This window comes from Mesorhizobium sp. WSM4308 (genome assembly GCF_002294905.1).
Taxonomy (GTDB): Bacteria; Pseudomonadota; Alphaproteobacteria; order Rhizobiales; family Rhizobiaceae; genus Mesorhizobium.
The window spans coordinates 55,460-64,073 of the sequence record NZ_NSFW01000028.1; the positions used below are offsets into that span (position 1 = coordinate 55,460).

Consider the following 8,614-nt stretch of genomic DNA (forward strand, 5'->3'; position numbering starts at 1 on the left):
TCCTCATGCGCAAGAAGCTTCGCTTTCTTTCGTCCACAGCGCTCGCGTTTCTTATCACGGCCCCGGTTTATGCCGCCGGCTCCGGCATGCCGTGGGAGCAGCCGCTGCAGCAGATCCTGGAGTCCGTGCAGGGACCGGTCGCCAAGATCGTTGCGGTGATCATCATTATCACCACCGGCCTGACGCTTGCCTTCGGCGACACCGCCGGTGGTTTTCGGCGCCTGATTCAGATCGTCTTCGGTCTGTCGATCGCCTTCGCGGCATCGAGCTTCTTCCTCTCCTTCTTCTCCTTCGGTGGTGGGGCGCTCGTCTGATGGCCGCCGGGGAGCAGCATATCGAGGGCTTCGCAGTACCGGTCCACCGGGCGCTGACCGAGCCGATCCTGCTCGGCGGGGCTCCGCGCGCGGTGGCGATCCTCAACGGTACAGTGGCCGCGGCCATTGGCTTCGGCTTGCAGCAATGGATTGCTGGTCTGGTGCTTTGGATCGCAGGCCACTCGTTAGCGGTGTTTGCCGCAAGACGCGATCCGGACTTCGCCAGCGTGCTTGTGCGCCACCTACGTCTGAAGGGGTGGCTTGCATGCTGAACCTTTCGGAATATCGAAGCAAAGCCGACCGGCTTGCCGACCATCTACCCTGGGCTGCCTTGGTGGCGCCCGGCATCGTGCTCAACAAGGACGGCAGCTTTCAGCGGACGTTGCGGTTCCGCGGCCCGGATCTCGAAAGTGCGACGGAGGCTGAACTCGTCGGCATTTGCGCCCGGGCGAACAATGCTCTCAGACGCCTTGGCTCTGGCTGGGCATTGTTCTTTGAGGCCGAGCGCACAGAAGCGCTGGGCTATCCGAACTCGCATTTTCCTGACGCCGCGTCGTGGCTGGTCGACGAAGAACGCCGCGCTGCTTTCGAGGGGAAGGTAGCGCACTACGAGAGCCGCTATCATCTGACCTTGGTGTTTATGCCACCGCCGGACGCCCAGGCGCGCGCAGAAAGCACGCTCGTCGACTCTCATTATTCCCGAGGAGAAAGAGACTGGCGCCAGGATCTGGCGAGGTTCCGTGACGAGACCAACCGCGTGCTCGATCTCTTCTCGGGTTTCATGTCCGAAGTACGCGTCCTCGATGATGCTCAGACGTTGACCTACCTCCACGGCACGATTTCGCCTCGTCGCCATCCTATCATGGCCCCGGAAACGCCGATATATCTGGATGCAATCCTGGTCGATGCGCCGCTTACCGGTGGCCTGGAGCCGATGCTGGGTGAGCAGCATCTTCGCACACTGACCATCCTCGGCTTTCCGAACCTCACCCGGCCCGGAATCCTCGATACCCTCAATCATCAGGATTTCGCCTATCGCTGGATGACGCGCTTCATTCCGCTCGAGAAAACGGAAGCCACGAAGACGCTGACGCGATTGCGCCGGCAGTGGTTTGCCAAGCGCAAATCGATCGTGGCAATCCTACGCGAGGTCATTACCAACGAGCCGGTCCCGCTTGTCGATAGCGATGCCGACAACAAGGCGCTCGATGCCGACGAAGCCCTTCAGGCATTGGGCGGTGATCATGTGAGTTTCGGCTATCTCACCACCACCGTGACGGTGTGGGGCGAGGATCGCCAAGCCGCTGCAGAGAAGCTTCGCGCGGTCGAGCGCATCATCAATGGGCTCGGCTTCACCACGATCCGAGAAGGCGTCAATGCGGTCGAGGCTTGGCTCGGCTCATTGCCTGGCCATGTCTACGCTAACGTTCGCCAACCGCTCGTTCATACATTGAACCTTGCCCATCTCATGCCGCTGTCGTCGGTTTGGGCCGGTCCTGCGACAAACGAGCATCTCGCGAAAGTCACCCAAACCGAAGCGCCACCGCTTTTCGTTGCCGAGACCAGTGGGTCGACACCGTTTCGGCTTTCCACCCACGTCGAAGATGTCGGCCACATGCTGGTTGTTGGTCCGACCGGCGCCGGCAAGTCGGTTCTGCTTGCTCTGATTGCTCTGCAGTTCAGGCGCTACGCCGGCGCCCAGGTTTATGTCTTCGACAAAGGCAATTCGGCCCGTGCTGCAACACTTGCCATGGGTGGAGAACACCACGCGCTAGGAGCGGACGGTTCCCTTGCCTTTCAGCCACTGCGCAGCATCAACGACCAGGCTAGCCGAAGCTGGGCGGCCGAATGGATCGCCAGCCTTGTTGCCCACGAGAACGTCACCGTCACGCCGGAGGTGAAGGAGGCTATTTGGTCAGCGCTGGCCAGCCTTGCCACCGCGCCGGCGCAGGAACGCACACTGACCGGTCTTTCGGTCCTGCTTCAATCCAATGCGCTGAAGACCGCATTGATGCCCTACACGCTCGACGGTCCCTTCGGCCGCCTGCTCGATGCCGATCATGATGGGCTGGCCTTGTCGGATGTGCAGTGTTTCGAGACCGAGGAGTTAATGCACAGCCAAAGCGCTTTGCTGCCGGTGCTTACCTATCTGTTCCAGCGACTTGAGGAACGGTTCGACGGACGGCCCACGCTGATCATGCTCGACGAGGCGTGGGTCTATCTCGACAATCCGCTGTTCGCCGCCCGCATCCGCGAATGGCTGAAGGTGCTGCGAAAGAAGAACGTGTCGGTTGTCTTCGCTACGCAGTCGCTGGCTGATATCGCGGGCTCTGGCATAGCGCCGGCAATCATCGAAAGCTGCCCGCAGCGCATTTTCCTTCCCAATGATCGTGCCGTGGAACCCCAGGCGCGCACAGCCTACGAGCGCTTCGGTTTAAGCGAGCGGCAGATCGAATTGATCGCCCGCGCCACGCCGAAGCGTCAGTATTATCTGCAATCGCGCCGCGGCAACCGTCTGTTCGAGCTCGAGCTTGGCCCCATCGCTCTTGCGCTTTGCGGTGCTTCCGATCCGGCCACGCAGACTCTGATCGACAGGATCATGTCCGAAGACGGGCAAGGCAGCTTTGCCTCGCAGTTCCTGATCGCGCGCGGCCTCGATTGGGCCGGCGAACTTCTCAAGCAATTCCCTCAACCAGACAAGGAGCAATTCTCATGATGCGGCGACGCCTTCTCTCCGGCCTGATCACCGTTTCCCTGATCGCCAAGCCTATGGCCGACTATGTGCAGCCCGCCTACGCCCTTATCGTGTTCGATCCGTCCAATTATGCGCAGAACGTGCTGACGGCCGCGCGCGCATTGGAGCAGATCAACAACCAGATCCAGTCGCTGCAGAATCAGGCGACCATGCTGCAGAACATGGCGCGCAATCTTCAGCGTCTGGATTTCTCTTCCGTTGGCCAACTCACCGGTTCGCTCCATCGCATCGACGGCTTGATGGACCAGGCGAGTGGCCTCAGCTTTGATCTGGGCAAGCTTCAAGACCAGTGGCGCAGCCAATATCCGGAAAGCTACGACGCCACGATCAAAGTCAGCGATGTGGCGAGTGCTGCGCGGGAGCGTTGGCAAACCGCCATGCAGGCGTTCCGCCAGACCATGGGTGTCCAGTCGCAAATCGTCGAGAACGTCCGCGCCGACGGCGATCTGCTCGCCGATCTCGTCAACCGCAGCCAAGGGGCGGCCGGTGCGCTTCAGGCAAGCCAGGCCACCAACCAGCTGATGGCGCTTTCGACAAAACAGCAGATGCAGATCCAGACGCTGCTCGCAACGCAGTTTCGAGCTGAGGCCGAGGATGCCGCCCGCAAGGCCCAGTCAGACGAAGCCGCCCGCGAGATGACGAAGCGATTCTTGGGTACCGGCTCGGCTTATCCCGGCAATTAATCACGAGTTCATCACGACGAGAAAGGCAGCGGCATGAACGACCTTGGCGTCATCGATCGCTTCATGGAGACCTTCATCCGCTACATCGACAGCGGGTTCGGTCTGCTATCGGGCGACCTCGCCTTCCTCACTACCATTCTGATCGGCATTGACATCACACTTGCCGGCCTGGCGTGGGCGCTCGGCGACGAAACCAGCGTTCTCGGCCGGCTTGTCCGCAAGGTGCTCTATGTTGGCGTCTTCGCCTTCATTCTGAACAATTTCAAGAACCTCGCCGATATCGTTTATCGTTCTTTTGCCGGTCTCGGGATTAAGGCGTCGGCCGGCAATCTGTCGGCAGACAATCTCTTGCGCCCGGGCCGCATTGCCGCGACCGGTTTCGAAGGTGCTTGGCCAATGCTTGACCAAGCCAGTCAGCTCCTGGGCTTCCCGGAAATCTTCGGCAACGCACTGACCATCTTCGTGCTGCTGATGGCCTGGTTCCTGGTCATCATCGCCTTCTTCATCCTTTCCATCCAGCTTTTCATCACCATCCTTGAGTTCAAGCTCACCACGCTGGCAGGTTTTGTTTTGGTTCCATTCGCACTTTGGAACCGTTCAGCGTTCCTGGCCGAACGCGTGCTCGGCCATGTTATCTCGTCAGGCATCAAGGTGATGGTGCTCGCCGTCATTGTCGGTATCGGCTCCACGCTCTTCGGGGAGTTCGCTTCCGCATTGCAAGGCAAGGAGCCGGATCTTGCCGGTGCCATGTCCCAGGTACTGGGCGCACTGGCATTGCTTGGCCTTGGCATTTTTGGGCCGGGGATCGCGTCGGGTCTTGTCTCAGGCGCACCGCAGCTTGGGGCGGGCGCCGCCCTCGGCACGACCGCGGCGGCAGCGGGTGTATCACTCGTTGCTGGAGGCACAGCATTTGCTGGCGCGCGTATGGCAACCAGCGGCGGTGTCGCCGCCATCCGAGCCGGCACAACAATGGGATCGGCTGCTTCCACGTCATGGCAGATCGGGCGCGCAACCTCGCCCGACGCTGGCCTCTCCGGTGTGGCTGCTGGAATGCATGGTGTAACCAGTGCAGCTGGCGGCGCCGCTATACGCATAGCGCGATCCGCCACTGCAAGTGTTGGGCGCAACGCCGATGCCGGGCGCGATGCCGCGTGGACCGCGACCGGCGGCACGCCGACAGCGCCAATGACCGAACGCTCTGCCGGTTCGGCCACTGTTTCGGCGCCGACGTGGGCAAGGCGCCTACGTTCTGAACAGACCGCCCGTGCAAATCGCCACGCTGCCATGCAAGCTGTCCGAGACGGAGACCGGCCGGGAGGCAGCGCCACCCCCTCTCTCAACGACAAGGATGACTAGATGCTCTTCAAGCGACCCGTGCACCGTTACGGCAAAACACCCGAACCGGTCACGCCGTATCAAAAAGCCGCCCAGCTGTGGGACGAGCGCATCGGCTCATCTCGACTGCAGGCCAGGAACTGGCGGATCATGGCCCTTGGCTGCCTGGCCTTGGCGACCGGGCTTTCCGGCGGACTCGTATGGCAGTCGATGCAAAGCCGTGTCGTGCCTTATGTCGTCGAGGTCGATGGCTTCGGCGAGACGCGCGCCGTCGCGCCGGCGATCCGGAATTATGAGCCCTCGGATGCTCAGATCGCCTGGCATCTCGGCCGCTTCATCCAGAATGTCCGTTCCGTTTCCACCGATCCGGTTTTGGTACGGCAGAACTGGTTGGCAGCGTACGACTTTGCTAGCGATCGCGCAGCGCTCTTCCTCAACGAATACGCCAAGGCGAACGACCCCTTCGGTCAGATCGGAACGCGCAGTGTTTCGGTACAGGTCACCAGCGTGGTCAGAGCCTCCGAAAGTTCATTCCAGGTCAAATGGACCGAGCAGGTGTTTGAGCGCGGAAGCCTTGCCAGCACGATGCGCTGGACTGCGATCCTCACGATCGTGATTCGCTCGCCAAGCAATACGGATCAGCTGCGCAAGAATCCGCTCGGCGTCTTCATCAATGCCATTGACTGGTCACGCGAGCTCGACAGCGCCGTCCCAACCCCCCTTTCTCCGACGGAGTCCACCAATGAAAGGTAAAATGTCACCGATTCGTGCCGTGCTGATCCTATCGGTGTCGGCAGCGGTCGTTTCCGCTTGTGCATCGAAGAAGGTGCCGCCGCCTGAGATTTCCTATGACGCTGCCGACTTCAAACCGGCCGCGATCGAAAAGGCGCCGGAGAGGCCGATTAGAATTGTCGAGGTGCCAAAACCACTGCCGCTGCCTGGCCAAATGCAGCCCGAGCCCGGCAAGGCCGAGGACAAGCGCCCCCCTGAAGAACGCGTCGCTGATGCCAACAAAGCCGCGACCCAGCAACCCACCAAGTACGGGTATGTTAATGCCGTGCAAGTCTACCCCTTCACCGATGGCGCGCTTTATCAACTCTATGCCGCGCCGGAGCGCGTGACCGACATCGCTCTGCAGCCGGGCGAGAAACTAACCGCCGTGTCGGCTGGCGACACCGTGCGCTGGGTCATTGGCGATACCGCAAGCGGCACCGGTGACAATCAGCGCACCCATGTTCTGGTAAAACCCTTCGCGCCGGGTCTTGCCACCAATGTCGTCATTACGACGGACCGGCGGACCTATCATTTGCAGCTTCAAAGCACCGAGAAGACCGCAATGGCGGCAATCTCCTGGACCTACAGCCAAGACCAGATCATCGCGCTTCGCCAGCGCAATGCTCAAGCCGAGGCAGTTACACCGGTCGCGTCGAATATCGCGCTCGAAAACCTTCGCTTTCGCTACTCAATCAGTGGCGACACACCGCCCTGGAGACCGACGCGAGCCTTCGACGACGGCAGCAAGGTCTATATTGAGTTCCCTCGTCGCATAGATCAGGGCGAGGCGCCACCACTCTTCATCGTCGGCGCAGATGGGAGCAGCGAGCTCGTCAACTATCGCGTGCGCGGCAACTATTACATCGTCGATCGGCTCTTCGCCGCGGCCGAACTTCGCCTCGGCACCAAGCGGCAGCAGGTGATCCGCATCAGCAGGATTGACGGCAGGCAACCGCAACGGCGGATCTCGCTCTTTCGCGGCAGCCGGCGAGGTGAGGACTCATGATCGAAAATTCCCGCTCTGGCATCCCGCCGAAACTGGATCCCGAGGAACTGCAGCTTCGGGCCTCTCCCCGCCGCGTGGTGCGGTTCAGGCGCGGTGTGATCATCGCGATCGCAGCGCTCGGATCCGGCGCTGTCTTCGGCGTTACCATGATCGCCCTCCAGGGGCCGGCCCTTCGCATCAGGGATCAGGCGGAAGATCTCTACAACACTGAGCGCAAACCAACCGCCGAGGGGCTCGATACGCTTCCCCATGACTATTCCGGCATGAAGCCGAAGCCTCCCGTCCTTGGGCTACCTTTGCCGGGCGACCTCGGCCGCCCCATCCTCGAGCGGCAGCGCCAGCTCGGCATCGTGCCGGGCCAAGACATCTCGGCCGAGGAGCAGCGTCTAGCGCAGCAGGCGATCGAAGCGCGTGAATCGCGGGTGCTTTTCCGCGTCGAAAATCGAGCTCAAAAGACAGATGTCGGAGAGAGCGTGCAAACTGCTCAGCATCCATTTGAGGCGCTTCCCCAATCCGAAGCAGGACGCGCGTCAGCCTCGGTGGCGGCGGCGGAAGGCGACCAGAACAATCAGCAGCGAAAGCTTGATTTTCTCAGCCAGCGGAGCACTGGCGGGATCTACAATCCGCATGCGCTGCAGACGCCGATCTCGCCATATCAACTGATGGCTGGCAGCGTGATTGCCGCCAGCCTGATCACCGGCATCAATTCCGATTTGCCGGGCCTTGTCGTCGCGCAAGTCACCGAAAATGTGCACGACACGGTCACGGGCAACATATTGCTGATTCCGCAGGGCTCACGTCTTATCGGCGTCTACGACAGCGTCGTCGCGTTCGGGCAAAAGCGAGCGCTGCTGGTCTGGCAGCGCATTCTGCTGCCCGACGGCTCGTCGGCCGAAATCGACAATCTGCCCGCGAGCGACACCGCCGGCTACGCAGGGCTGGAAGACGAAGTCGATTTCCACACTTGGCAGATGATCAAGGGAGTGGCGCTTGCCACATTGCTCGGTGTCGGCACAGAATTCAGCCTCGGCGAAAACGAGAGCGATCTGGTCAAGGCGATCCGGGAATCAGCCCAGCAGAACGCCAGTCGAGCCGGCCAGCGCATCACCGAAAAAAACCTCAATATCCAGCCCACCATCGTCGTCCGCCCAGGTTGGCCACTGCGCGTCATCGTGCACAAGGACATCGTGCTGCGGCCATACGCCAGTTGAGCAGGAGTTATCATGGCTGACCTGAAACTTGGAAAACTTCCGGACCGAACAGCTTCGAAGATCACCATTACCGTCAGCGCGGAGCTGAGCCAAACACTCAAGGAGTATGCTGCACTTTACCGTCAGACCTATGGTCAGTCTGAAACCGTGGCAGAACTCATCCCTTTCATGCTGGCGGCGTTTCTGGAAGGCGACCGAGCCTTTGCCAAGGCCAGAAAGGAACGTCTGCCGACGGAGCTTGCCGGAAAATCGTGACTCCTCCGCTAGGGCAGCTGGAACATTGCCTAGCTGTCGCGACCTACCTGCTCCTCGCGAAGCATAGGATCAAACACCTTGGAATGCAGGTATGCGCAAGAGATGATGTGGAAGGAGATACCGCGCAACAGCCTAAGTTTGCATTTTCGATTTGGTCGGCCGTGAACTATCCGCAAGCCATTGATCTGGCCTGTTGATTGAGGCGGATAGCGGCTTTGGAATTGCAGGATTAGCGGTATTTGGACGCTGTTTTCCTGCAATTCGGTTTTGCGATTCCCTTG

At 60.7% G+C, this 8,614-nt stretch carries 10 protein-coding genes; 9 read left to right on the forward strand and 1 reads right to left on the reverse strand.

What is annotated here, in order from left to right:
* Nucleotides 1–5 precede the first annotated feature (5 nt).
* Genes CK227_RS34340 through CK227_RS34380 form a run of 9 tightly spaced genes read left to right on the forward strand, consistent with a single transcriptional unit; the run spans nucleotide 6 to nucleotide 8,333 of the window.
* Nucleotides 6–314, forward strand: coding sequence for a TrbC/VirB2 family protein (locus CK227_RS34340; protein WP_024502851.1), 309 nt, complete (start codon nucleotides 6–8; stop codon nucleotides 312–314).
* A complete protein-coding gene (locus CK227_RS34345; RefSeq protein ID WP_024502852.1) occupies nucleotides 314–586 on the forward strand; it encodes a VirB3 family type IV secretion system protein in 273 nt (90 codons plus the stop codon). Before CK227_RS34340 ends, CK227_RS34345 begins: the two co-directional genes overlap by 1 nt.
* Entirely contained in the window at nucleotides 580–3,030 is a 2,451-nt protein-coding gene (gene trbE, locus CK227_RS34350) for a conjugal transfer protein TrbE (RefSeq protein ID WP_063169232.1), read from the forward strand. The genes CK227_RS34345 and trbE overlap by 7 nt, the downstream gene beginning before the upstream one ends.
* Nucleotides 3,027–3,752: a P-type conjugative transfer protein TrbJ gene (gene trbJ / locus CK227_RS34355; RefSeq protein WP_024502854.1), complete on the forward strand. Its 726-nt coding sequence runs from the start codon at nucleotides 3,027–3,029 to the stop codon at nucleotides 3,750–3,752. The genes trbE and trbJ overlap by 4 nt, the downstream gene beginning before the upstream one ends.
* 33 nt (nucleotides 3,753–3,785) lie before the next feature.
* Nucleotides 3,786–5,108: a P-type conjugative transfer protein TrbL gene (gene trbL, locus CK227_RS34360; RefSeq protein WP_063169231.1), complete on the forward strand. Its 1,323-nt coding sequence runs from the start codon at nucleotides 3,786–3,788 to the stop codon at nucleotides 5,106–5,108.
* The gene (gene trbF / locus CK227_RS34365) at nucleotides 5,109–5,840 is read left to right on the forward strand and encodes a conjugal transfer protein TrbF (protein ID WP_063169230.1); all 732 of its coding nucleotides are present in this window, start codon (nucleotides 5,109–5,111) and stop codon (nucleotides 5,838–5,840) included. It begins immediately after the preceding gene.
* Between the two features lies 1 nt (nucleotide 5,841).
* The gene (gene trbG / locus CK227_RS34370; protein ID WP_164548809.1) at nucleotides 5,842–6,867 is read left to right on the forward strand and encodes a P-type conjugative transfer protein TrbG; all 1,026 of its coding nucleotides are present in this window, start codon (nucleotides 5,842–5,844) and stop codon (nucleotides 6,865–6,867) included.
* On the forward strand, nucleotides 6,864–8,078 hold the full coding sequence (locus CK227_RS34375) for a TrbI/VirB10 family protein (protein ID WP_063169228.1): 1,215 nt from the start codon (nucleotides 6,864–6,866) through the stop codon (nucleotides 8,076–8,078). Before trbG ends, CK227_RS34375 begins: the two co-directional genes overlap by 4 nt.
* A gap of 12 nt (nucleotides 8,079–8,090) precedes the next feature.
* Nucleotides 8,091–8,333 carry a DUF2274 domain-containing protein gene (locus CK227_RS34380; RefSeq protein WP_024502859.1) on the forward strand — a complete coding sequence of 81 codons (243 nt, stop codon included), beginning with the start codon at nucleotides 8,091–8,093 and terminating at the stop codon, nucleotides 8,331–8,333.
* Nucleotides 8,334–8,362: 29 nt separating this feature from the next.
* Here CK227_RS34380 and CK227_RS37095 read toward each other — a convergent pair.
* Nucleotides 8,363–8,614 (reverse strand): hypothetical protein (locus tag CK227_RS37095; RefSeq protein ID WP_206516445.1); only part of this gene is annotated, 252 nt, incomplete at its 5' end.

What these genes read in the sequence shown, in the direction of transcription:
- CK227_RS34375 (WP_063169228.1), top strand. Translation starts at nt 6,864, where the DNA reads ATGATCGAAAATTCCCGCTCTGGCATCCCGCCGAAACTGGATCCCGAG.
- trbE (WP_063169232.1), top strand. Translation starts at nt 580, where the DNA reads ATGCTGAACCTTTCGGAATATCGAAGCAAAGCCGACCGGCTTGCCGAC.
- trbF (WP_063169230.1), top strand. Translation starts at nt 5,109, where the DNA reads ATGCTCTTCAAGCGACCCGTGCACCGTTACGGCAAAACACCCGAACCG.
- trbG (WP_164548809.1), top strand. Translation starts at nt 5,842, where the DNA reads ATGTCACCGATTCGTGCCGTGCTGATCCTATCGGTGTCGGCAGCGGTC.
- trbL (WP_063169231.1), top strand. Translation starts at nt 3,786, where the DNA reads ATGAACGACCTTGGCGTCATCGATCGCTTCATGGAGACCTTCATCCGC.
- CK227_RS34345 (WP_024502852.1), top strand. Translation starts at nt 314, where the DNA reads ATGGCCGCCGGGGAGCAGCATATCGAGGGCTTCGCAGTACCGGTCCAC.
- trbJ (WP_024502854.1), top strand. Translation starts at nt 3,027, where the DNA reads ATGATGCGGCGACGCCTTCTCTCCGGCCTGATCACCGTTTCCCTGATC.
- CK227_RS34340 (WP_024502851.1), top strand. Translation starts at nt 6, where the DNA reads ATGCGCAAGAAGCTTCGCTTTCTTTCGTCCACAGCGCTCGCGTTTCTT.
- CK227_RS34380 (WP_024502859.1), top strand. Translation starts at nt 8,091, where the DNA reads ATGGCTGACCTGAAACTTGGAAAACTTCCGGACCGAACAGCTTCGAAG.